A 22,068-nucleotide genomic window follows, 5' to 3' on the forward strand; every position below is an offset into this window, starting at 1 on the left:
GTCACATTCTTTGTTCTTACAAATATACGGCTTAAATGAAGGTTTGGATGTTGGTATATGCATGTATTCATCTAAAAATCAGGCGATATGTCTAATTTTTAACTAAATTGATGAATATAAGGCTCATAAATTTAGAAAAATTTAAAATCCCTGAAGTCTGACGATTAGAGATGGTTTCATAAGAACCAGGTTTAAAGCACACAATAATTAGCTTATTTACAACTGTCCTAAAATACCTAAGCATGAAATATTTTATAATAATTTTCTTTTTCCTGGCCACAGGGATTGGTGCATGGGCACAATCTTCAAATTGTAATTGTTGTTCAGAAAATCATGACGATTTCGATTTTTGGGAAGGCAATTGGGAAGTGACCAATAAAGATGGAACAGATGCAGGTAAGAATACTATTATAAAAATACAAGACGGCTGCATTCTTATGGAAAATTGGATTAGCGCCAAAGGTCAATACACCGGCACCAGTTTAAACTTTTATAATGATAAAACGAAACAATGGGAACAACTTTGGATAGATAATGCAGGAAGTCATTTAAAACTCACCGGGAAAAGAACAGGGAATCAAATGATTATGAAATCTTTACCTTTTGAACATCAGGATGGAAAAAACTACGTTAATAAAATTACATGGACTCTGAACAAGGATGGAACTGTAAGACAACTCTGGGAAATCCTGCACAATGATACTGTGTCAAATGTCGCTTTTGATGGTCTGTACCGGAAAGTGCAATGATATAATAAAAAAGTTGCGGGAATAAAAAAACCGGCGCTCCCACCGGTTTTAAACTAACTAACTCAAAAAATACTAACTCAAATAATTCGTTTAAGGATATCTGCCGGATACTTCAGCAGAACTACAGGTTTTGAACATTGTAGTGACTTACCTTCAAATTTTTAACGTTAAAATTTTCTGTTTATTGCAAGGATTTTAAGAATTTTTTAATTAATCTTCTGAATTACATACCATTTATTGCAGAGTGCTGTCAAGAAAAAGCAAACCATTTTTAAACTGAGAATACCTGAAATATATTTAATAGTGGTTGGAAATTAACTTTTCGGTTTCTTTTCTGTTTTTAAATACTTCAAAAGTCTTCCCCTGCGTACGTAATGCACCAAGCGTGTTTGCATATTGTGCGGCTTTAATGGGGTCTTTGAATAAAGAAAATCCATAGGCAAGTCCACCGGCAAAAGAATCCCCGCATCCTGTCGTGTCTATTACATCTTTCATGAAAACAGATTTTATAAATTTTTTCACTGTAGTAGTATCTTCCTTGTAATAGACAACACAGCCTCTAGAATCCAAGGTCACATAAAAATAGGATACCCCTTTCGAGAGGACGTGTTCAGCCATTGCATCGATATGGTCCGTCTTATCTTCTTCATAGCTGGTCATTTCTTCATATTCGTATTCGTTTTTAAACCAACACGCCTGGGACTCTTCGAGATTCATTTTTAAAACGTCTATAAAGGGTAGCCATTCATCCATGTCCACCCAGAATTTTCGATATCGATCTCCGGTCATGCTCATTGTGGTAGTAGGCCCATGGGCATCAAAAATTATTAAGCCTTTTTTATGTTCCTTAATATGCCTGAGCGTACTAAGTGAAACTTCAAAGTCTGTTATGGGAACAAAAACATAGGCATCAATATCATCGGAATCCGGAAGGTCCTCAGGCAAAATGGGTTTCATGCAAGCCGTCTGCTTTTCTAATCTATTATTTTGATCTATAAACCTGAGTTCTATAATCGTCCCTCTGTCGTCCTTATAGCCAATATGAGTAGTATCAATATTTGAATAAGGCTTAAATACTTCCAGAATAGCCTCATAATCCTTTTGATGTACGTGGGATATTGGTATTACCCTGCCATCATCCCCCAATAGTTTGGATAAAGCAATTACCGGGTGCGTCACACAGCCGTATTTGTGTATAACCTCTTCCTGATGCGTGTAAATAGTATCTCTGGGAATTGGCCCTAAAACTGCAATTTTAATCATAAGCCTATGCCTTTGCACATTAATATTTCGTTAATATACTAAATAATTAGCGGTGTAAAAAGGCCTTATTCCGGATGGATTTATGAAAAGATCACCGTTTTATTATTATAAACCATGGTTTTTCTTTCTACATGAAGTTGTACCGCCCTTGACAGCACAATTTTTTCCAGATCGCGTCCTTTGGTAATAAAGTCTTTTACTCTGTGGGAGTGAGATACCGTTGTAACATCTTGCTCAATTATTGGGCCGGCATCGAGGGCTTCCGTCACATAGTGGCTGGTTGCACCGATAATTTTTACACCACGCGCAAATGCAGCATGATAAGGTTTGGCTCCGGCAAAAGCCGGAAGGAAGGAATGGTGAATGTTGATGATTTTATTTGGAAAATGATCTATGATTTTGCTGCTTAATATCTGCATATATCTGGCCAATACTATGAAATCTACATTATGAGATTTTAAGAGTTCTAATTGTTGCTTCTCTGCCGCTTCTTTGGTTTCTTTGGATACAGGTATTAGGTAGTAGGGAATTTCAAACTGATCGGCGATATGTCTGGCATCGTCATGATTGCTTAAGATGAAAGGGATTTCCAGTGTCAATTCACCAGATTTATAGCGACTCAGGAGGTCATACAAACAATGGTTGTATTTGGATACAAAAATTGCCATTCGCGGTTTTAAATTTCCGGGATGAATGTTCCACTCCATGGCATAGGGGATAGCTAATTTTGAATCGAACTCTTGCTTGAACTTGGAAAATTCAAATTCGCTGTCCGTAAATTCACTTTCCAGGCGCATAAAGAAAACATTGAGCTCTTCATCAACATGCTGGTCCAGGTATACTATATTACCCCCATTGTTATGAATAAACCCGGTTATTGCGCTTATTATTCCCGATTGATCCGGGCAGTGAATAAGAATTGTGTATCTCAAAATAATGTATTTTAGCCCGTAAAATTATAATATTAGGAACCAAGGCTTATAAAATCCGATAATTTTTATAAAATTCTGATTATAAGATGATATTTTTTGCATTTTCCTTAAATTGCTAACCTAAAATAGACCAAAAATTATCAATGAAACAAGAAATCGTCTATAAACCAAAGAATAAAATAAGAGTGGTTACTGCGGCTTCTCTGTTTGATGGTCATGATGCCGCCATCAATATCATGCGACGCATTATTCAGGCTACCGGTGTAGAGGTCATTCATTTGGGCCATGACAGAAGTGTAGATGAGGTCGTGAATTGCGCTATACAGGAAGATGTGAATGCCATTGCAATGACTTCATATCAGGGAGGTCATAATGAATATTTTAGATATATGTTTGACCTTTTAAAAGAGCGTGGTGCTGGTCATATCAAGATATTTGGCGGTGGGGGAGGTGTAATTCTGCCTGAAGAAATAGAATCCCTCATGAAATATGGAATAACCAGGATATATTCGCCAGACGATGGGCGCACAATGGGGTTGCAAGGAATGATAAACGATCTTGTAAAGAAAAGTGATACTCCTGTTCCGCCTCTAAAATTGGATAAAGGAACTACCCTGATCAAGGCGCTAAAGAACAAACAGGCGGGGACAATAGCACGGCTGATAAGTCTTGCTGAAAACAGGCCTTCCGAATTTGAAGAACTCTTTTCCAAAATTCGCGGTGAGAAAAATCAGGTCCCGGTGTTGGGCATAACAGGTACGGGTGGTTCCGGTAAATCTAGTTTGGTTGACGAGCTTGTGCGGCGTTTTTTAAGGGATTTTCCTAAGAAATCCATTGGGTTGGTATCTGTGGACCCTTCCAAAAGGAAAACCGGCGGTGCTCTTCTGGGAGACCGGATAAGAATGAATGCAATAAATGATGACAGGGTGTATATGCGCTCCCTGGCCACAAGACAATCCAATTTGGCTTTATCCAAATATGTGAATGAGGCAGTTGAGGTATTGAAAACAGCCGGATTTGATCTTATTATTCTTGAAACTTCGGGCATTGGCCAGTCAGATACGGAAATAATTGAACATAGCGACGTATCCCTCTATGTTATGACTCCGGAATTTGGAGCTGCAACGCAACTCGAGAAAATTGATATGCTGGATTTTGCTGATCTGGTTGCGATAAATAAATTTGACAAAAGAGGGGCACTGGATGCTTTAAGAGATGTAAAGAAACAATATGTACGCAATCAGGGTTTATGGGAAGCAGATGATGATACATTGCCAATTTTTGGCACAATAGCCTCGCAATTTAATGATCCCGGCATGAACCGTTTATACAAAGCGGTAATGAGGCAATTAACTGAAAAGGCAAATGCTGATCTGGTTTCAACTTTAGTGGTCAGCAAGGAAATGGATGAGAAGGTATTTGTGGTTCCGCCTTCGAGGGTGCGATATCTTTCAGAGATTACCGAAAGTATTAATTCTTATGACACAAAAGTGTCTTGTCAGGTTGAAGTAGCCCAGCAATTATATGGAATTTATAAAACTATAGCAGGTCTTTGCAAGACTAAACCCGGTTTAAACAGTGCGGGAATAAAAGTTTCCGATTCAGATATGCCCGGGGAAGATGAAAAAGATAATTTAATTCAACTTCTATTGGTTGAATTTGACCGTGTAAAACTCAATTTGGACCCTTATAACTGGCAAATAATCCTTAATTGGAATAGTGTGGTCAAAAGATACAAAGACCCCTCCTATGTGTTTAAAGTAAGAGATAAGGAGATAAAAATAGACACGCACATTGAGTCATTATCCGGTCTTGCTATTCCCAAAGTAATTTTACCAAGATATAAAGCATGGGGAGATCTGCTTCAGTGGCGGCTGCAAGAGAATGTACCAGGGGAATTTCCCTATACTTCCGGACTTTACCCTTTTAAGAGGACCGGGGAAGACCCTACACGAATGTTCGCCGGCGAAGGTGGACCAGAAAGAACCAACAGAAGGTTTCATTATGTAAGTCTCGATATGCCTGCGAAGAGACTGTCTACGGCATTCGATTCTGTGACACTTTATGGTAATGACCCGGATCACAGACCCGATATTTATGGGAAGATTGGTAATGCAGGAGTGTCTGTTTGCTGCCTGGATGATGCCAAAAAATTATATTCCGGTTTTGATCTTAGTGATCCCATGACTTCAGTGAGCATGACCATAAACGGGCCTGCCCCAATGTTGCTCGGATACTTTATCAATGCCGCAATTGACCAAAACTGTGAGAAGTATATACATAAAAATGGACTCGAAAAAGAGGTGGAATCAAAAATTAAAACCTACTATGGCGGAAATTTAGAAAACAGACCAAAGTATGTGGGCAACCTGCCAGAAGGAAATAACGGTCTTGGACTTTTTTTGCTAGGCATAACCGGAGATGAAGTACTTGCACCTGAGGTTTACAACAGCATTAAAAAAGAAACTTTAAAAACAATTCGCGGAACGGTCCAGGCAGATATCCTAAAAGAAGATCAGGCTCAGAATACCTGCATTTTTTCAACGGAATTTGCATTAAGACTGATGGGTGATGTTCAGGAATATTTTATTCAGAATGAGGTAAGAAATTTTTATTCTGTTTCTATTTCGGGTTACCATATAGCAGAAGCCGGGGCGAATCCAATCACACAATTGGCGTTTACGCTTTCGAATGGTTTTACCTACGTTGAATATTACCTTAGCCGCGGCATGGATATTAATAAATTCGGGCCCAACTTGTCGTTTTTCTTTTCCAATGGAATAGATCCGGAGTATGCAGTAATAGGAAGGGTTGCCAGGCGTATTTGGGCAAAAGCCATGAAAGAAAAATACGGCGCAGATTCCAGGGCTCAAATGTTAAAATATCATATTCAGACCTCAGGTCGGAGTTTGCATGCTCAGGAAATAGATTTTAATGATATAAGAACCACTTTGCAGGCACTTTATGCCATTTATGACAATTGTAATTCATTGCATACTAATGCATACGATGAGGCTATTACCACGCCAACAGAAGAATCTGTTCGAAGGGCAATGGCAATACAATTGATTATCAACAAGGAACTTGGCCTTGCTAAAAATGAAAACCCGCTACAAGGGTCCTTCATTATTGAAGAACTGACAGATCTTGTGGAGGAGGCCGTTTTACTCGAATTTGACAGAATTACCGAGCGCGGAGGTGTTTTAGGTGCAATGGAAACCATGTATCAGCGCTCTAAAATACAGGAGGAAAGCATGTATTACGAGACTTTGAAACACACCGGGGAATATCCAATAATTGGGGTAAACACTTTTTTGAGCTCTTCGGGATCTCCTACCATTCTTCCTGCCGAAGTTATTCGTGCTACTGACAAGGAAAAAGAGCAACAAATTGATACCTTAAATGGTTTACAATTAAGAAATAAGCAAATTGCCCAAAAACAATTAAAAGAACTTCAGGAAACGGCTATTGAGAATGAAAATATATTTGAAAAACTTATGGAGGTCACTAAATATTGTTCATTAGGAGAAATAACACATGCCTTGTTTGAAGTAGGAGGTCAATACAGAAGGAATATGTAATGTAATTGAGGTTGTCGGGGTATAATTTAATAAAGAAATCACTGAATTATGCCCGTTGCGACTGGTTTAATAACCCATATAATCATTGAAACCCCAGTTTGAGCTACCACCGTTTTTGCCAATAGACTTCCTCCATTTTTTAAATGATCTTCTGAAGCTATGAATCTCTTTTCGAAGTAAATCCAGGTACTCTCTTTCTTTTAATCCATCATTTTCCAGCCCGTTACAATAAGAGATTATATTTCTTATCATAATGTTTATGAATGTAGCACTTTTCATCCGAACAGCATATGATTCGGTAGATTCTGCCTGTGCTATCTGTTGAGGGATCAAAATGGCGTCTGTGAGCAAAGAATCGGCAATATTGTCCCTTAAACTGTTAGATTGGTACAATTTTAGCAAGTCCTTGTTTTGAGAAACAAACGAGGCTATTTCCCTGCTCATAGAGCAGAGTTCCATTGCTTTTCTGTAAACCGGCAAGGTTCTTAAATTATTGTAGGGCATTTTCTCTTTTAGCAAAAATTCTAGAATAAAGTTACGTCCAATTTCCAGATAATATCTTTAAAATATAAAGCAAATTCGTATTTTAGCTATGAAAAAAGGGTTTTTAAATACATTTTACTTTGAATAACAAAATTGATGACTTAAACTGGCACATACTCAGACTCTTGCAGAAGAATTCAAGGTTGTCTTTGTCAAATATAGGAAGGGAAGTTGGCCTTACGCCACCAGCTGTGGCAGAGCGTGTCAAAAAAATGGAAGACCTTGGAATACTCGAAGGTTTTAATGCAAAAGTATCTTATACCCTCGCAGGTTATCAGCTTAAGGCTATAATTACTTTAAGGGCATTTATGGGTAAACTTAAGCCTTTCCTTGAAATGGTTAAGACATTCGAAGAAGTAATTAATTGCTACCGGATTACGGGTGATGAGAATATTATTATGGAAGTGGTCCTGAAGGATCAGGCTCACCTGGAAAGGTTTATCGATGAACTTATCAGGTATGGGGAAACCAGGACACATATTATTCTGTCTGATATAGTTTCTGATGCACCGATAAAACGACTTAAATAACATTTGGCAGTATTGGAAAGTTGTAGAAAAAGACAACTCAATTCTAAGTGGTAATTGATTTATAATAAATAGTTTTGATTATTTGTTGATGCGGGATATAATTACTTAAATTTAACTGTAGGTTGCAATGAGGTGGTATTTTCCATTGGTATTTATCGCTCAATCTTAAAAAGTTTTCAGTATCAGCTTTGAGGATTTCTTTTATTCTTAGTTATTTTGGCCGGGTTTTTGATTATTTCAGAAATATGAAGCGAGTTTTATTTCTTCTCTTATTTACAGTGCTGGCCTATACCGTCAGTTCACAATCCAGACAGGCTGTGTTTAAGAAGGGAAGGATCATAGATTCTGTTCGAGTCAATGATTCAATCTCCGAAACATATAAATTATATCTTCCAACAAACTTTGATGGCAAAGGTACATGGCCCATCGTATTTGTTTTTGACATGGATGGCAAAAACAACCAGGCTTTGAACGTATTTAAAACGGCCGCGGAAGAGCAAGGATATCTTCTTGCTTCCTCTAATGATATCAGGGATACAATTTCAATTTCTAAAAATATCCTGATAACCAGCAGGATGTTTCGTGAGGTTGCAGCGCTTTTTCCTATTAATACCAATAGGATTTATACTGCAGGTTTCACATCCGGCGCTAAGTTCGCAGCTGTTGTACCTTCTTTTATAAAAGAAGTTAGCGGGGTAATTTCTTGCGGCTCTTTTGTGCCAAGTGTTGAATTGTTAGATGAGAAAAATCCTTTTTACTTTATTGGAATTGTTGGTAATGAGGATTTTAATTATCCTCAAATGTTGCAAGGCCGGGAATTACTCAATAAAATGAAATTCCCCAATGACCTAATGGTATTTAATGGAGGTGATAGATGGTCAGATTATACCCTTATAGACAAGGCATTAAAAAGCCTGACACTTTCTGCCATGGCCAAAGGAAATGTTGCGAAAGACAATGAGTTTGTCCTGGATAATTATCTCAAAAATATGCAGGAATATACTGGATTAAAAAGTTCAGGACAAAGTTTAATGGCATATAACCTCTTAAACGAAATTATTTCTATTTACAGGCCGCATTTGCAGGTTGATTCATTGCAGAACGAAATTAAAATCCTTAAAAAATCTGGTACCTACAAGGCTCAAAAGCGAAATTTAAATAATGTACTTCTGCGGGAATCATTTATAATAGAGGATTATAATTATAATTTAATTGAAGATTTGTCCACCCTTAATTACAACAATCTGGGATGGTGGAATTACCAGATGGAGGAACTTAAGAAATATGATAAAAAGCCGGATCCTTTTGAAAGACAAATGGGCAAAAGGCTCCTGGGCTATCTCAATGCACTTATAGAGGATAATATAGATATTGAATTGGAATATCCTGTGGTTAATGACGAGGCGTTAAGCTTTCTTTGGATGTTGAAGACCATTACGGAGCCGAAGGCCTTTTCTTATTATTTAAAAATTATATCTGATAGTTCTAAATACGAAGACTTTGGTACGGCTTTATTTTACCTTGAAGAATTGTTGAAAAATGGATACAGGGACATAACGCAACTTTATTCACTGAAGCATACAGCACTATTGAGAATTATGCCGGAGTTTAATGCCATTGTAAATAAGTACTTTAAAGAATCTCGTTATGATGCCATTATTGAGGAATAAATTTCGGGAGTAAATCAAGGTCCCAATCAATAACTAATCCTCTGGCAAGAGATTTGGTCACTTCTTTCCCATAGAGGTATTCACAAAGATATAGAGAAGCCTCGAAGCTTTTAGCCCCGCCTGCAGAGGTAATGTATTTGCCGTCATGAACAAATAATACGCTATCCTTAACGTTGAGATGGGGAAACATCTGCTTGTACTTTTCAATATCACTTGGGAAAGTGGTTGAGGCAACTTTATTAAGCAGGCCTGCTTTTGCAAGAACAAAAGCACCGTCACAATGAGAGGTCATAAAGATCGCATTCTGGTCTACCATTTTTACAAAATTCAGCATGGCTGTATCTTTGAGATCCTTGCCCAGATGGTGCTCCGCACTGGGAATTACAAGGATATCTATAAGGGGAAGTGTGTCCTTGAGGTAATCAAAATCTGGTAATATTCGCAGACCCTCAAAAGTAGTAATCGGCTCTAATGTATTAGCCACTGTAAACGTGTTCATGGCCTTTATCCCTTTACGATATTTTGTATGTTGAAAAATATCATAGGGTGCTGTAAATTCTGTATTATATGTGCCTTCCATAATTAGGAAAGCAACATTGTAATTATCCGGATTTAGTCTGGTATTTCTTTTAAGCTCCGTTACAGAAGGTTCCAAAGGATTCTTTTTTTTATTGCATCCGGAAGTCAAACCAAAAAAAATCAATAGGATGGTGAAATATTTCATAGATTTTAATTTCGGGTACTCTTTAGCAGCACTTTCTTTAACCATAAAAGTAATAAAATGCCGAGCAAACCTATAAAAGCTGCCAAATACCATGTAGTTTCATAACCAAGCCTTGCTATGGAAATCATTCCAGAATTATGCGCAAAAATATGAGCAATTGAAAAGGAAATACTATATAGAGCCATGTACTGGCCAGGTCTTCCCCTCCGGGCTCTATCCATGGCAAATGCATATGAAAATGGAAATGCGATCATTTCTCCCAGAGTCATTAATAGCATTCCTATTACAACTATACCCATCCATGTGCTAAAATTTAAGATTAGCAGACTTAAGGTGACAAGCATTAAGCCAATCATTACATGAGCTACTTTGGATAAAGACCTTGTTTCTAAAAACTTAATCAGGGGCATTTCAAAGATTACTATTAAAAAGCCGTTCATGGCCAAAAGCAGCCCTATCTGAGTTTCATTTAGCCCACGAACATCGCTATAATAAAGTGGAATTGTGGAAAAGTACTGAACAAATACGAATCCGAACAAAACCATCGAAACAATAAATATCCAATAAGGCACATCTTTGTATGCAGACAGTGGCATTTCATTTGGAATACTTTCCTGAACTTTTGCTTTTTTAGGGTTAAGGAGCAGTAACAGTAGGATTCCGGCAGCTAGACAACTAAGGCCATCCACCCAAAACAATCCACTATAGCTTAAAGTAGCTATTATAAGCCCGCCAATAGCAGGGCCGGCAGAAAAACCAAGATTAATCGCTAGTCGAATGAGTGTTACCGATCTTGTTTTATTTTCAGGTTTGCTATAGGAGTTAAGCGCAACAAATGTTGCTGGTCTGAAAGCATCGGCGATAATCATCAATATAAAGATACCCCCACATATAGACCAAAAAGAAACAAGATATTGAAGAATAATAAAAAGTATCCCGGTTAACATCAGACTTACCAGCATAACGCGATATGGACCAAAGAGATCTGTTAATTTACCACCCAGCCAGGCACCAATCAGGGACCCTAATCCAAAACAACTCATTATAATTCCTACATTTTCCAGTGTGAAGCCAAGATCCTGTGTAAGGTATAGCGACAAAAATGGGATAACCATAGTCCCGGCCCTGTTTATAAGGGTAATTAAAGAGAGCCACCAAACTTCTTTGGATAAACCTTTAAATGAATTTATATAATTATTATAAATTGACTGCATTAAGAGAAAATCATAAAAAAGCCCGACATACCAGCCAGGCTATGACTTATTAAGTAGAATTGATTCTAAGCATGGCAAAGTCATTACCCCGGGAATGGTAATCCTTTTACAGTCCTTAATATCAATAAACTTTTCATAGTCATTTCTTGAAAAGTAAAAGTATGATAAAAAAGGAGATATTGTATTTTTGAACGAAATATGCAGTTATGAAAAAAAATATATTATTTGGACTGATTTGTTTATTTGTTTGCACTTTGGGCTGTGCAGATAAACGTAAATATCACGATGCAAAAAGCTCAGATATAAAAACAGATAATTCAGAGCTGGTTAATGAGATTTTAATGTTTCAAGAAAAGCTCAATGAAGAATTTGAAAACCCTGAGACTTCTCCCTTACCCGACAGATATCGTAAGGATTTTGAAGGTCTGGATTTCTTTCAGCCCGATACTTCATTTAGGGTAATGGCTACCTTGCAAAGAACAATGGATGCCATACCTTTTATGATGCCTACCACTACGGAGCGCCTTTCTGAAGAAGTGGTATTCGGGATCGTTCATTTTACTTTAAATGGAATTAAATATAGTCTTGAAGTGTATCAAAACCTTGAATTGAAAGAAACTGAAGGGTACGAAGATTACCTCTTTCTACCTTTTTTAGATAACACAAACGGTGAAGAGACCTATGCCGGAGGCCGGTATCTTGATTTGGAAATCCCTGAAGGAAATTCAATTGTTATTGATTTCAACAGGGCTTATAATCCATATTGCGTTTATAATAAGAAGTATTCTTGTCCTATAGTTCCAAAAAGAAATTTCCTGAATACCAAAATTACCGCAGGGGTTAAAAGTTTTAAAACGCAATAAAATAAATTGGCCCTGATGTATTACCACCAGGGCCGGCATTTATTTAACTAAACAAAACCAAACTAATTTTTTGCTAGAAGGCAAATACAGCAGCTAGCAGGAATGAAGACAAGTTTTTAGATGTTTCTAAATCTTTATTTACAAATAAAAATGAATCATCTGAAGCGTTGTCAAATCTTATTTCCGGAATCAACCTAAGATATTTGCCAATTGTAACATTTCCTGAAAGGGTGACAGCGAATACGCTGGAATCTTCAACTCCGGTGCCAATGGCGCCAAAATCACCAATTTCTTCAAAATATTCACCTCTTAAACCAAGGGCAAAGGTCTCAGAAAAAGTATATTGTGGATATAATGCAACACCGTAGAACCCAAGATCCTCTGGCGTATCTTCATCAAATCCAACATCCCCGGTATCCTGATAGGTGGCATTAATTCCCAAATAAAAGTCTTCTCCAATATTAAATCCACCTGTATAATCTATCTGAAAAAGTGCCTGAATGTCCGGTTCTACAATGACTCCATCATTGAGAATTTTGTCGGCCCCCTGTTTTCCGTACAAAAAGTTAAGATATTGACCTGCATAACCAAGCTGGGCTCCAAAACTTAAATCGCTTTGCCTGGCCGAAGATGTAAAATCAGTCTGATTCAAAATGGCTACCATAGCCGACCAGTCGTTTCCTAAATCAAAATCTGCTTTCAGACCACTGTGGGAAAACGGGCCGTAGGAGAACATATAAGAAGTGCTATAGTTAAAGTTTGCTACAGGTGAAATAACTTCATACCCCAAAAATGTGTTAAAGTTTCCTAAGGTAAGAGTCACTTTATCACTAACATTCCAGTACACATACAACTGGTTCACAATGCTGGTAGGTCCTGAATCATTAAATACGGCATCCTCGCCTCTTGGTCCAAATACGAGGTCAGCGACAAAACCTACTTTTTTGCCTTCGTATCCTGCTATTAGATTAACCATACCTATTGAAAAACCGTTATCATTAGCAAATGATGTGCCGGGTGCACTTGGAGATATTTCGCCTATTTCCGTCCCACCTTCTACAATTGGCACTACACTGTTTAATCCGTTGAAATTAGTACGATAATACGCATCTACAGAACCACTAAAAGAGATTTTCTTTTTTTCTTCTTCCTCTTCTTCCTGAGCAAAAGTGGCCGTTCCCAGCGCTAGCAATGCTAAAAGTAAAAGATTTTTTATGTAACTTGTATTTTTAAATGTTTTCATAATTCAATGTTTTAGTTTCCTGTAAGGGAGAACGTTAAATGATGTATAAATTGATTTATTTGAAAATGTTTTATAACGGAGCGTTCTGCCAAACGCTCCGTTAACCTTTATAGCTTAAATATTAATGTTGATTCATTCTAAAGTCGGCATAAGCGTCCATTCCGTGTTCCGCCAGGTCCAGCCCATCTATTTCTTCTTCTTTTGGAACTCTTATTCCTATTGTTTTCTTAAGAGCAAAAATGACTATGAAGGCCGAGATACAACAAAATGCGCCAACTGCGGCTACGCCGGTTAATTGATAGATAAACTGCTGGCCTCCGGCAAGATCTCCGAATATTCCAACAGCCAGTGTTCCCCAGATTCCACATATAAGGTGAACGGTAACTGCTCCTACAGGATCATCCAACCGAATCCTGTCAATAAAGGCTACACCCAGTACTATTATTACACCGGCAATAAGACCTATAATTACGGCCTCTGTAGGTGACATTAGATCCGCCCCTGCTGTAATCCCTACCAGACCCCCCAAAATTCCGTTGAGGAACATGGTTAGGTCCATATTCTTATACATAATGGTAGATAACGCTGCGGCTCCAACACCACCGGCAGCAGCAGCCAGACAAGTAGTTACAAGTACCAGTGATGTAGTAGCTGGGTCTGCAGATAATACAGAACCACCATTAAAGCCAAACCAGCCTAACCATAGGATTAAGACCCCCGCTGTTGCCATTGGGATACTATGGCCTGGGATAGCCTTAGGTTCGCCATCTTTACCAAATTTGCCTATTCTGGCTCCCAAAAGGTAAATTGCTATTAATGCTCCCCATCCTCCGACGGAATGTACCAAAGTAGATCCTGCAAAATCATAAAAACCTCCATCATCTCCTCCTAGTGTAGAAAGGAATCCGCCTCCCCATTGCCAGGAACCGGCTATAGGATATATTAGACCTACATAAATGATTGTAAAAATCATAAACGGACCTATTTTAATACGCTCTGCAACAGCACCTGAAACTATAGTAGCTGCTGTGGCTGCAAACATTCCCTGGAACAGAAAATCTGTCCACCAGGTATAACCTCCATCTGCATATTCGGGAGTCATCCCGTTATCCGGGGCGTCAATACCAAATCCTGCAAATTCGAAAATACCCATGGATCCTTCTTCAAATCCGGGATACATCAAATTAAAACCACCTATATAATACAAGAGTAGTCCTACGGTGATTATAAAGATATTTTTAAAAAGAATATTGATTGTGTTTTTTTGTCTGGTGAGGCCAATTTCTAAAAAGGCGAACCCCGTATGCATGAAAAATACAAGGGCGGTACATACCATCATCCAAACATTATTAGCTGTAAATAATCCTGCTTCCATTTCTTTTAAGTATTAGTTAGTTACTTTTTAGTTAATTCCGGCGTGGCCGTTTTCTTTGGTTCGAATTCTGTAGGCCTGCAGCACATCGGAAACAAAGATTTTGCCGTCCCCTACATTTCCTGTATAAGCGGCTTCCAATACTGTGTTCACGGTTCTTTCCAGAAATTCGTCGGATACTACTATTTCGAGATACCTTCTCTGGATGTCTGTAGTACTGTATGAAATACCACGATAGACATGACCTTGTTTTTCATTTCCAACTCCAGTTACATCCCAGTAACTAAAGAAATTTACCTCAATTTCATGAAGTGCGTTTTTCACGTCATCAAATTTGGATTTCCTGATAATTGCTTCAACTTTTTTCATTTGTTAAGTTTATTGTTGATCGGCGCAAATATATATTAAATAAATTAAGACCCTAAAAAAAGAGGGGGTGGTTTGGTAATTTTTATACTTATTATAATTTGACCCTATTATTTTTAAGGGTATGATATTAAAAACATAAATAATTATGTATATGATGATTTTGTGAGGAAGTATTAACTTTAGTTGTAGGAAAGTGTTAAACCGATCCATTTTTTTGAAACAGACCAGGGGTGGAATATCTGACTAATAAGGATAAAACAGTGTGTTGAAAACAGGAATTTCTATAATAATCTGGAAAGCCAAAGGCCCACTACCACTGCGAGAATACCAACCGCAATACTACTAAGGGTGTAAAAAGAAAACTGTAGTATTTGACCGGATTGAAGTAGACCATGGTTCTCGAGTGTAAATGCAGAAAAAGTAGTAAATCCTCCGCAGAACCCTGTCGAAAGGATCAGGATTTGATCTTTTGAAAGAAGATTCCCTTTCATTGATGCGCCCAGAATAAAACCAATTAATAGACAGCCAATAATATTGACTATAAAGGTGCCGAGGAAAAAATTATGAAAATAATCGTTGAAAGTTTTACCAATAATAAAACGAAGAAAGCTACCAAACCCACCTCCAATAAAAACAAGTAAAAATTGTTTCATACCCTAAAGGTAAAAAACTAAATTGCTTTTTTGTACTTGGCTGAATCTAAATCCAGAGGATAAATTTTAGTTAAGGATTCCTTCGAAATACTTTTCCTCAACTTGCTTACTCCCTGTCTGCTATTTGCTACACTAAAGAATAAGAGAGCAGCATTAAATAAGACTAGAACAATAAAAATGGTTAAAAAAGTGGTCATTTTAAAATTGTGATATAATAGGTTAACGCAAAATTACGTCTTTTCTTGTATTATACGAATCAAATGCCAAGTTTGTTGTCAATCACCATATTTTTGTTGTGTTGGCAGTAATTACGTCAATTTTTGAGAATATACTTAATAGCGAACAGGAATATTATGAATATAACAAACACTATGCCCACCCATTTTACACCTCTGTAATTTTTAGCATGAAGATCCTTGTCTTTGCGATAAGAAAATATCAGGATCAATGTGAATAACAAAATAAAAACTATGGCAAATATTACTTGTCCGGTGCTAAACATATTCATTATTTTTATGCAAAACTAAAACAAAATACTCATGAAAAAGAAAATTGCTTCTGTTGAACTTTTTCATAGATCTTTTGGCCTTGGAGTATCGCACTCCATGAAAGCAGATCTTGGTACAGCTAAAAATAAACTTCGGTTTAACCTTATGGATGAGGAGAATAAAGAGTATTTGGAGGCGGCACAAAATAATGATCTGGCTGAGGTAGCAGATGCTTTGGGAGATATGCTTTATATTCTTTGCGGTACAATTCTAGAACACGGTATGCAGCATAAAATAGAAGAGGTGTTTGAAGAAATACAGCGCAGCAATATGAGCAAACTGGGAAAAGATGGCAAACCTATATACAGGGATGACGGCAAAGTATTAAAAGGACCTGAATATTTTAAGCCAAATATTCAGGCCATTCTTGATAAATAATACAGACCTTAATATACTGTCTGTATTTTTAATTTTTTTAAGGGATTACTGAACCCTATACCTCCAGCCAAATTTATCTTCAGCCTTGTTATATTGTATATCCAGTAAGTGTTGCTTCAGGATGGTTGCATAGGATTTTTCAACTTTAGGCAACTCAAAACGGTCTCCTTTATAACCGAAGCCCAAAATCGGATTAATCACCGCGGCCGTTCCACTGCCAAACATTTCCTTAAGAGTCTTGTTCTTAATTCCCTCAACCAGCTCAGAAACTTTTATAGGTCGTATTTCAACTTCAATGCCCAAGTCTTTGGCCAGTTCAATGATGCTTTTTCTGGTTATACCATCCAATATTCTATCCCCGGTGGGGCAGGTAATTAATTTGTTGTCGAGTCGTATGAAGATATTCATGGTACCTGCTTCTTCAATATACTCATGTGTATTTGCATCTGTCCAAACCACTTGTTGAAATCCTTCTTCCTTTGCCAGGTTTGTTGGATAAAATTGCCCTGCATAATTACCTGCTGCTTTGGTGAATCCAAATCCACCATCTGCAGCCCGGCTAAATTTTTCAGCAATTTTTACTCTCACCTCACCTCCGTAATAGGATTGCGCAGGAGAACAAATGATAATAAATTTAAATTCTTCAGAGGGGGAAGCAATAATTCCCGCCTGGGTTGCAATAACGAAAGGGCGGATGTACAAAGAATTGCCCAAGCCCGGTTTAATCCACTTTTCATCTAACTGTAAAAGCTTCTTAAGACCTTCAAAAAAGTACTCCTCGGGAAACTCTGGCATTGCAAGTCGTACACTCGACTTATTTATTCGTTTGAAATTCTCTTCTGGCCTGAATAACCATACACCTCCCTGATCATCCCTGTACGCTTTCATTCCCTCAAAAACCGCCTGGCCATAATGAAACACTCTGGAAGAAGGCTCCATTTGCAAAGGTTGATAAGGAATTATTTTAGGAGTTTCCCATGCGCCATTTTTGTAATCACAGACAAACATGTGATCTGTGAAATATGCACCAAAAGGAAGATGATCAAAATCAACCTGACTAATCCTGGAAGTTTTTACCTTCTCAACTATCAGGTTTTTTACTTCTGTATCCATTGAAATCGCTTTTTCTAGGATTAAAATTAAACAATTATCACCTTTAATGACTTCTTTTTTCGAGGAAAAATCACCAGTTTTGCCCATGAATCATAAATATTATTAATAATGAAAAGTTTTAACATTATACTTGTATTATTAGTACTGTTAACGGGTTGCAAGAATCAACAAAAGCCATCCGGTGAAAAAGAAAATGTTCCGGGCGCGGTAAATTATGCTTCCTATGGGAGGACTATTAAGCACGAGGGTGCTATCGACAGCAAAGAAATGTCAGTTAAATTTGAGTCGCTTTCAGATGCAGATACTCTGCAGGCCAAGTTTTCAGCAACCGTTGTGGATGTTTGTAAAGCTAAAGGTTGCTGGATGAAGTTGAATTTAAATAATGGAGAGGAAGCAATGGTGAAGTTTAAAGATTATGGTTTTTTTGTACCTAAGGATATTGAGGGAAGGGAGGTAATTGTAAATGGAATTGCTTTTGTTGCCAGCATGAGCGTTGCTGACCAAAAGCACTATGCCAAAGATGCCGGCCAATCACAGGAAGCTATTGCACAGATTAAGGAGCCCAAAGTAACTTTTGAATTTGTGGCAGATGGGGTACTAATAGAACAATAAGTTGAAAAGAAATATAATTACCACGGGGGATGGTTCTAAAACCATTCAAATACAGGATTGGGAGGAACAATATCACTCGGTTCATGGGGCTGTAAATGAGGCTTATCATGTATTTATTGATAAAGGTTTGGAATACCATACCAATAAGGCCATACGCATTTTGGAAATTGGTTTTGGATCTGGTCTTAACGCCCTGATAACCCTGATAGAGTCCGGAAAGAATGGCAGAGTTGTAGATTATACCGGTATTGAGGCTTATCCGGTATCTATTGAAGAAGTATTACAGTTGGAGTATATTGAAACTTTAAATGCGGAGGCTTATAGAAAGCAATTTTTTGAAATGCACAAGTGCGCCTGGGGAATCAAAACAAAACTTACATCTCATTTTACATTTCTAAAGCAAAAAAAGGACTTTCAGGAAATTTCTGATACCAGTCTTTACGACCTGATATATTTTGATGCGTTTGGCGCCAGGGTACAACCGGAACTTTGGACAGAAATAGTTTTTGATAAAATGTATAAAGCTCTTTCTGCAAATGGTGTTTTGGTAACCTATGCAGCTAAAGGAAGTGTCAGAAGAGCGATGCAATCCGTTGGTTTTGTTGTTGAACGCCTGCCCGGTCCACCGGGTAAGAGGGAAATGCTCAGGGCACTCAAAGTATAAGGAGAATCTAATTTCAACTATAATTTGTAGCGGATATTGTTAAATCGAAATTAAACCTGATTGCTACGGGATTAAAAACCAATATCTTTAGCCCAAAATTATGCGATGAAAGTTTTAATTACCGGGGCAACCGGGTTAATTGGCCAAGCCATAACCGACTTATGTAGTGAGAAAGGAATTTCAGTAAATTATCTTACAACTGATAGAACCAAAATAAAAAACGAAGTCAATTACCGGGGGTTTTATTGGCAGCCAAAAAATAATGAAATAGATGTAAAATGCTTTGAAGGGGTTACTGCTATTATAAATTTGGCAGGGACTAACATTGCCAGAAGATGGACGAAACCTAATAAAGAGATAATTCTATCGAGCAGGACAGACAGTTTAAAGACACTGTATAATGCACTCAAAAATCTAAATTACCAAGAACGAATATCCTTCATTTCAGCATCTGCCATAGGAATCTATCCCAATTCCTTGTCTGATTTTTATACCGAAGAAGAAACAAATGTAGATGCAAGTTTTTTAGGAGATGTTTCTGCGATTTGGGAGAGCGAAACTGATAAATTTCAGGAACTCAATTGTAACGTTGCCAAAATTCGCATAGGTCTTGTTCTCTCTGCAGAAGGAGGAGCCCTGCCAAATATGGCGAATGCCGTAAAAAAGTTTATGGGGGCTTCATTTGGTTCAGGAGAACAATGGCAATCCTGGATACATGTAAATGATATTGCCCGTATGTTCCTGTTTGCCCTTGAAAACAATTTGTCTGGTGTTTACAACGGTGTAGCGCCAAATCCTGTTACGAATAAGAAAATGGTCAAAGAATTGGCCAAGGTCCTTAAGAAACCTTTGTTTTTGCCTGATATTCCACAATTTGCATTGAGACTTATCCTGGGTGAAATGTCTTACCTTTTATTAGCCAGTCAACGTGTGAGCAGTAAAAAAATAGAGAAAGAAGGCTTTATTTTTCAATTTAATAATATTTGCAGCGCATTGGAAAATATATATTCTGAGGAAGTTAAAAAGGATAATACAGACGATGTTTTGTCCGGGGAATATGTATAGATTTTAAAATGGCGATAAGTAGCTTCTCTTTTAGCATCCTGCGTTAAGGGTGTTTTTTTTTGTGACATTTTGACATTTTTAAAGAATTGGCAGTACTTTTGCCATCCTAATTTGAGGTTTATAAAAATCAAGACTAAATGAATAAAAAAGATAAGTCAGACGAGATAAATGAAATGATCCCGGAAGAGCAGGTAATTGAGGAAATGAAGGACGAGCAGGATTTGGAGTCAGATCCGAATGGGCAACAAGAGGAGATGAAATCTAAAGAGGAGCAGTTACAGGAAGATCTGGAGAAAGAAAAAGACAAGTTTTTGAGGCTATTTGCGGAGTTTGAAAATTACAAAAAACGTACTACCAAGGAGCGTATGGACCTTTTTAAAACTGCCGGACAGGAGGTAATAGTAGCGCTGTTGCCAATCATGGATGATTTTGACAGAGCTCTTAAAGAGATCTCCAAGTCGTCTGATAAGGAATTATTTAAAGGTGTCGATCTTATCAGCGGCAAATTAAGAGAAACACTTAAGGCCAAAGGTTTACAAGAAATAACCATTAAGAAAGGCGATGCTTTTGATGCTGAAGTCCACGATGCAATTACCCAGATTCCTGCCCCAGATAAAAAATTAAAAGGTAAAATCATAGATGTTGTGGAGAAGGGGTTTAAGCTTGGAGATAAAATTATACGACATCCAAAAGTGGTTGTTGGAAATTAAACATAAAAAAGACTTATGAAGCAGGATTTCTATGAAATATTGGGTATTTCCAAAAATGCCACAGCAACCGAAATCAAAAAAGCATATCGGAAGAAAGCGATAGAATTTCACCCGGATAAAAACCCGGGAGACGCGGAGGCAGAAGAAATGTTTAAAAAGGCGGCTGAGGCGTATGAAGTTTTGAGTGATCCTGATAAGAAAGCCAGATACGATCAATATGGGCATGCTGCGTTTGAAGGCGGTGGCTTTGGTGGTGGAGGTATGAATATGGAGGATATCTTTAGCCAATTTGGGGATATTTTCGGCAGTGCATTCGGTGGTGGCGGCTTTGGAGGTTTTGGTGGCTTCAGTGGTGGTCAGCGCAGGATGAAAGGCAGTAATTTAAGAATCAGGGTAAGCTTAACCCTTGAGGAAATTGCTCATGGTGTTGAGAAAAAGGTTAAGGTGAAACGTAAAAAGCAGGCAGCCGGTGTTACCTACAAGACATGTGCAACCTGTAACGGTGCAGGGCAGGTGACCAAAATTACCAACACAATTCTGGGTAGGATGCAAACGGCGGCCACCTGCAATAGTTGCGGTGGAAGTGGTCAGATAATAGATAAAAGACCAAATGATGCGGATGCGCAGGGCCTAAAGATAGTTGAAGAGACAGTATCTATAAAAATACCACCGGGCGTGGAGCAGGGCATGCAGCTAAAAGTATCCGGTAAGGGTAATGAAGCCCCGGGTAATGGAATTGCAGGGGATTTACTGGTTGCAATAGAAACCAAAGAGCATCCTACTTTAAAGCGGGAAGGAGATAATCTCCATTATGATTTATACATAAGTATTTCGGATGCCATTTTAGGCACCTCAAAAGAGATTGATACGGTAACAGGGCAAGTTCGCATTAAATTAGAGGCGGGAATTCAATCCGGGAAGATTCTGAGATTGAGAGGAAAAGGGATTACCAGCATTAACGGCTATGGAACAGGAGATCTTTTGGTCCATGTGAATGTATGGACACCAAAGGAACTTAATAAGGAGCAACGCGATTTTTTTGAAAAGATGCGAAATAACGAGAACTTTGAACCCAGGCCTGAAAAATCGGATAAATCCTTTTTCGAAAAAGTAAAAGATATGTTCTCTTAGCGAATTAAACTTTGCCTTTTAAATAAAAAACGTATATTTGATTTAATATTGGGAAACCGATATTAATTTTCTTTTTCATAGCAATTTTTTTCCCATCCTTAATCTTTTTAAGGGTGGGTTTTGTTTTTTATACCATCTTTA

General features: G+C 37.8%; 21 protein-coding genes. 11 read left to right on the top strand and 10 right to left on the bottom strand.

The window, feature by feature from the left end; translation table 11 throughout:
• The first annotated feature begins 242 nt into the window (after nucleotides 1-242).
• Entirely contained in the window at nucleotides 243-749 is a 507-nt protein-coding gene (locus tag G504_RS0101910) for a hypothetical protein (RefSeq protein WP_019668437.1), read from the top strand.
• 297 nt (nucleotides 750-1,046) lie between these two features.
• Here G504_RS0101910 and G504_RS0101915 read toward each other — a convergent pair whose 3' ends face one another.
• Nucleotides 1,047-2,012 (bottom strand): carbohydrate kinase family protein, encoded by a 966-nt coding sequence (locus G504_RS0101915; RefSeq protein ID WP_019668438.1) that lies wholly within the window; start codon nucleotides 2,010-2,012, stop codon nucleotides 1,047-1,049.
• Between the two features lie 80 nt (nucleotides 2,013-2,092).
• On the bottom strand, nucleotides 2,093-2,944 hold the full coding sequence (purU, locus tag G504_RS0101920; RefSeq protein WP_019668439.1) for a formyltetrahydrofolate deformylase: 852 nt from the start codon (nucleotides 2,942-2,944) through the stop codon (nucleotides 2,093-2,095).
• A 143-nt stretch (nucleotides 2,945-3,087) separates the two neighbouring features.
• Here purU and G504_RS0101925 point away from each other — a divergent pair, with 143 nt between their 5' ends.
• Nucleotides 3,088-6,525 (top strand): methylmalonyl-CoA mutase family protein, encoded by a 3,438-nt coding sequence (locus tag G504_RS0101925; protein ID WP_019668440.1) that lies wholly within the window; start codon nucleotides 3,088-3,090, stop codon nucleotides 6,523-6,525.
• 66 nt (nucleotides 6,526-6,591) lie between these two features.
• Here G504_RS0101925 and G504_RS0101930 read toward each other — a convergent pair whose 3' ends face one another.
• On the bottom strand, nucleotides 6,592-7,029 hold the full coding sequence (locus tag G504_RS0101930) for a hypothetical protein (protein WP_019668441.1): 438 nt from the start codon (nucleotides 7,027-7,029) through the stop codon (nucleotides 6,592-6,594).
• A gap of 119 nt (nucleotides 7,030-7,148) precedes the next feature.
• Here G504_RS0101930 and G504_RS0101935 point away from each other — a divergent pair, with 119 nt between their 5' ends.
• Nucleotides 7,149-7,598 carry an Lrp/AsnC family transcriptional regulator gene (locus G504_RS0101935; protein ID WP_019668442.1) on the top strand — a complete coding sequence of 150 codons (450 nt, stop codon included), beginning with the start codon at nucleotides 7,149-7,151 and terminating at the stop codon, nucleotides 7,596-7,598.
• Between the two features lie 245 nt (nucleotides 7,599-7,843).
• Nucleotides 7,844-9,268 carry an alpha/beta hydrolase gene (locus G504_RS0101940; protein WP_019668443.1) on the top strand — a complete coding sequence of 475 codons (1,425 nt, stop codon included), beginning with the start codon at nucleotides 7,844-7,846 and terminating at the stop codon, nucleotides 9,266-9,268.
• Here the strand turns inward: G504_RS0101940 and G504_RS0101945 are convergent.
• Entirely contained in the window at nucleotides 9,255-9,992 is a 738-nt protein-coding gene (locus G504_RS0101945) for a DJ-1/PfpI family protein (RefSeq protein WP_040443752.1), read from the bottom strand. The two genes, G504_RS0101940 and G504_RS0101945, sit on opposite strands and share 14 nt — an antisense overlap.
• Before the next feature lie 5 nt (nucleotides 9,993-9,997).
• On the bottom strand, nucleotides 9,998-11,206 hold the full coding sequence (locus tag G504_RS0101950) for an MFS transporter (protein WP_019668445.1): 1,209 nt from the start codon (nucleotides 11,204-11,206) through the stop codon (nucleotides 9,998-10,000).
• A gap of 206 nt (nucleotides 11,207-11,412) precedes the next feature.
• Between G504_RS0101950 and G504_RS0101955 the strand changes: the two genes are divergently transcribed.
• Complete coding sequence (locus tag G504_RS0101955) at nucleotides 11,413-12,069, top strand: DUF1684 domain-containing protein (protein WP_019668446.1); 657 nt, start codon at nucleotides 11,413-11,415, stop codon at nucleotides 12,067-12,069.
• A gap of 73 nt (nucleotides 12,070-12,142) precedes the next feature.
• On the opposite strand, the gene G504_RS0101960 is transcribed toward G504_RS0101955, so the two are convergent.
• From G504_RS0101960 to crcB, 4 genes are all read right to left on the bottom strand, one after another.
• Nucleotides 12,143-13,312 (bottom strand): outer membrane beta-barrel protein, encoded by a 1,170-nt coding sequence (locus G504_RS0101960; RefSeq protein WP_019668447.1) that lies wholly within the window; start codon nucleotides 13,310-13,312, stop codon nucleotides 12,143-12,145.
• 121 nt (nucleotides 13,313-13,433) lie between these two features.
• On the bottom strand, nucleotides 13,434-14,687 hold the full coding sequence (locus G504_RS0101965) for an ammonium transporter (protein WP_019668448.1): 1,254 nt from the start codon (nucleotides 14,685-14,687) through the stop codon (nucleotides 13,434-13,436).
• A gap of 27 nt (nucleotides 14,688-14,714) precedes the next feature.
• On the bottom strand, nucleotides 14,715-15,053 hold the full coding sequence (locus G504_RS0101970) for a P-II family nitrogen regulator (RefSeq protein WP_019668449.1): 339 nt from the start codon (nucleotides 15,051-15,053) through the stop codon (nucleotides 14,715-14,717).
• Nucleotides 15,054-15,334: 281 nt separating this feature from the next.
• Nucleotides 15,335-15,706 (bottom strand): fluoride efflux transporter CrcB, encoded by a 372-nt coding sequence (crcB, locus tag G504_RS0101975; RefSeq protein ID WP_019668450.1) that lies wholly within the window; start codon nucleotides 15,704-15,706, stop codon nucleotides 15,335-15,337.
• A 539-nt stretch (nucleotides 15,707-16,245) separates the two neighbouring features.
• On the opposite strand from crcB, the gene G504_RS0101990 reads away from it, so the two are divergent.
• Entirely contained in the window at nucleotides 16,246-16,632 is a 387-nt protein-coding gene (locus tag G504_RS0101990) for a pyrophosphohydrolase domain-containing protein (RefSeq protein ID WP_019668453.1), read from the top strand.
• Between the two features lie 45 nt (nucleotides 16,633-16,677).
• Here G504_RS0101990 and G504_RS0101995 read toward each other — a convergent pair whose 3' ends face one another.
• On the bottom strand, nucleotides 16,678-17,745 hold the full coding sequence (locus tag G504_RS0101995) for a branched-chain amino acid aminotransferase (protein WP_026348341.1): 1,068 nt from the start codon (nucleotides 17,743-17,745) through the stop codon (nucleotides 16,678-16,680).
• A 108-nt stretch (nucleotides 17,746-17,853) separates the two neighbouring features.
• On the opposite strand from G504_RS0101995, the gene G504_RS0102000 reads away from it, so the two are divergent.
• From G504_RS0102000 to dnaJ, 5 genes are all read left to right on the top strand, one after another.
• Nucleotides 17,854-18,357, top strand: a complete 504-nt coding sequence (locus tag G504_RS0102000; RefSeq protein ID WP_019668455.1) for a DUF4920 domain-containing protein — start codon at nucleotides 17,854-17,856, stop codon at nucleotides 18,355-18,357.
• Between the two features lies 1 nt (nucleotide 18,358).
• The gene (gene mnmD, locus G504_RS0102005; RefSeq protein WP_019668456.1) at nucleotides 18,359-19,021 is read left to right on the top strand and encodes a tRNA (5-methylaminomethyl-2-thiouridine)(34)-methyltransferase MnmD; all 663 of its coding nucleotides are present in this window, start codon (nucleotides 18,359-18,361) and stop codon (nucleotides 19,019-19,021) included.
• Nucleotides 19,022-19,126: 105 nt separating this feature from the next.
• Nucleotides 19,127-20,086 carry a TIGR01777 family oxidoreductase gene (locus G504_RS0102010; protein ID WP_019668457.1) on the top strand — a complete coding sequence of 320 codons (960 nt, stop codon included), beginning with the start codon at nucleotides 19,127-19,129 and terminating at the stop codon, nucleotides 20,084-20,086.
• A 137-nt stretch (nucleotides 20,087-20,223) separates the two neighbouring features.
• Entirely contained in the window at nucleotides 20,224-20,796 is a 573-nt protein-coding gene (locus G504_RS0102015; RefSeq protein WP_019668458.1) for a nucleotide exchange factor GrpE, read from the top strand.
• A 15-nt stretch (nucleotides 20,797-20,811) separates the two neighbouring features.
• The gene (gene dnaJ, locus G504_RS0102020; protein ID WP_019668459.1) at nucleotides 20,812-21,927 is read left to right on the top strand and encodes a molecular chaperone DnaJ; all 1,116 of its coding nucleotides are present in this window, start codon (nucleotides 20,812-20,814) and stop codon (nucleotides 21,925-21,927) included.
• Nucleotides 21,928-22,068 lie beyond the last annotated feature (141 nt).

Origin of the sequence: Eudoraea adriatica DSM 19308 (assembly GCF_000382125.1) — a bacterium.
Lineage (GTDB): Bacteria > Bacteroidota > Bacteroidia > Flavobacteriales > Flavobacteriaceae > Eudoraea > Eudoraea adriatica.

What these genes read in the sequence shown, in the direction of transcription:
- crcB (WP_019668450.1), bottom strand. Translation starts at nt 15,706, where the DNA reads ATGAAACAATTTTTACTTGTTTTTATTGGAGGTGGGTTTGGTAGCTTT.
- G504_RS0102000 (WP_019668455.1), top strand. Translation starts at nt 17,854, where the DNA reads ATGAAAAGTTTTAACATTATACTTGTATTATTAGTACTGTTAACGGGT.
- G504_RS0101915 (WP_019668438.1), bottom strand. Translation starts at nt 2,012, where the DNA reads ATGATTAAAATTGCAGTTTTAGGGCCAATTCCCAGAGATACTATTTAC.
- G504_RS0101940 (WP_019668443.1), top strand. Translation starts at nt 7,844, where the DNA reads ATGAAGCGAGTTTTATTTCTTCTCTTATTTACAGTGCTGGCCTATACC.
- G504_RS0101970 (WP_019668449.1), bottom strand. Translation starts at nt 15,053, where the DNA reads ATGAAAAAAGTTGAAGCAATTATCAGGAAATCCAAATTTGATGACGTG.
- G504_RS0101995 (WP_026348341.1), bottom strand. Translation starts at nt 17,745, where the DNA reads ATGGATACAGAAGTAAAAAACCTGATAGTTGAGAAGGTAAAAACTTCC.
- G504_RS0102010 (WP_019668457.1), top strand. Translation starts at nt 19,127, where the DNA reads ATGAAAGTTTTAATTACCGGGGCAACCGGGTTAATTGGCCAAGCCATA.
- G504_RS0101990 (WP_019668453.1), top strand. Translation starts at nt 16,246, where the DNA reads ATGAAAAAGAAAATTGCTTCTGTTGAACTTTTTCATAGATCTTTTGGC.
- dnaJ (WP_019668459.1), top strand. Translation starts at nt 20,812, where the DNA reads ATGAAGCAGGATTTCTATGAAATATTGGGTATTTCCAAAAATGCCACA.
- G504_RS0101965 (WP_019668448.1), bottom strand. Translation starts at nt 14,687, where the DNA reads ATGGAAGCAGGATTATTTACAGCTAATAATGTTTGGATGATGGTATGT.
- G504_RS0101925 (WP_019668440.1), top strand. Translation starts at nt 3,088, where the DNA reads ATGAAACAAGAAATCGTCTATAAACCAAAGAATAAAATAAGAGTGGTT.
- G504_RS0101930 (WP_019668441.1), bottom strand. Translation starts at nt 7,029, where the DNA reads ATGCCCTACAATAATTTAAGAACCTTGCCGGTTTACAGAAAAGCAATG.
- G504_RS0101910 (WP_019668437.1), top strand. Translation starts at nt 243, where the DNA reads ATGAAATATTTTATAATAATTTTCTTTTTCCTGGCCACAGGGATTGGT.
- G504_RS0101960 (WP_019668447.1), bottom strand. Translation starts at nt 13,312, where the DNA reads ATGAAAACATTTAAAAATACAAGTTACATAAAAAATCTTTTACTTTTA.
- G504_RS0101955 (WP_019668446.1), top strand. Translation starts at nt 11,413, where the DNA reads ATGAAAAAAAATATATTATTTGGACTGATTTGTTTATTTGTTTGCACT.
- G504_RS0102015 (WP_019668458.1), top strand. Translation starts at nt 20,224, where the DNA reads ATGAATAAAAAAGATAAGTCAGACGAGATAAATGAAATGATCCCGGAA.
- G504_RS0101950 (WP_019668445.1), bottom strand. Translation starts at nt 11,206, where the DNA reads ATGCAGTCAATTTATAATAATTATATAAATTCATTTAAAGGTTTATCC.
- G504_RS0101945 (WP_040443752.1), bottom strand. Translation starts at nt 9,992, where the DNA reads ATGAAATATTTCACCATCCTATTGATTTTTTTTGGTTTGACTTCCGGA.